Raw genomic sequence first — 880 nt, forward strand, 5'->3', positions numbered from 1 at the left:
CCTGCAAATCCAATCCCCAAAATTCTTAAAAGCGAAATCCCTGACCCCAGTGGAAGATATTTTCTAAGTTTGTTCCGATTAAAGAAATTGCACATGAAGTACTATTTAACCTTAGCAATCGCTGCGGCTACAGCCACAGCGGGTATTGCGCAAGAGCCCCATCAGGCTATCAACCTCGGTTTCATGGATAACACCATCCGGCCACAAGATGATTTTTATAATTATGTGAATGGAAATTGGATGAAGACAGTCGAGATCCCGTCTGACCGGGCGCGGTGGGGTAGTTTCGATGAGCTACGGGAAAACACGGATGTGGCTACCCTCGAAATTCTTAAAACGACCCTGGCCGAACCGCATGCAAAAGGAACCGATGCCCAGAAAATTGCGGATCTGTACCGCTCCTATACTGATTTCGATGCACGTGACAAAGCGGGGATAACACCGATTGAGCCCCTGTTACAGCAGATCGATGCCATACGGGATTTTGACGACCTGTATCAGTTCCTCGTTGAGACGGCTCCCATCGGCGGAAATCCATTTTTCGGAGCTTATGTTTCCGCACACATGAAAAACAGCAGCATGAACACCATTTACCTGGGTTCGGCAAGCTTAGGACTGGGCCGCGCATACTACCAAAAAGAAGATGACGCAAATGCCAAAACATTAGCTGATTACAACAATTACATTAACAGATTGTTCCCAAAGATTGGTCAGCGTACACGCGATTTTAAAGGCCCGGGCATAATCGCTTTCGAAAAAGAATTGGCAAGCCACATGCTTACGGTAGAGGAAATACGCAACGCATCGCTCAGGTATAACCCGGTAGCAGTGGCTGACTGGATATTGCGGAGCAAGCTGACCCCCAGCGACTGCCTACTAA

At 47.8% G+C, this 880-nt stretch carries 1 pseudogene; it reads left to right on the top strand.

The window, feature by feature from the left end:
* Positions 1-93 precede the first annotated feature (93 nt).
* Positions 94-880 (top strand): annotated as a pseudogene (locus NGM62_RS21930) (M13 family metallopeptidase N-terminal domain-containing protein); the annotation flags it as partial.

It is taken from the genome of Parapedobacter soli (assembly GCF_025460835.1).
Taxonomy (GTDB): Bacteria; Bacteroidota; Bacteroidia; order Sphingobacteriales; family Sphingobacteriaceae; genus Parapedobacter; species Parapedobacter soli.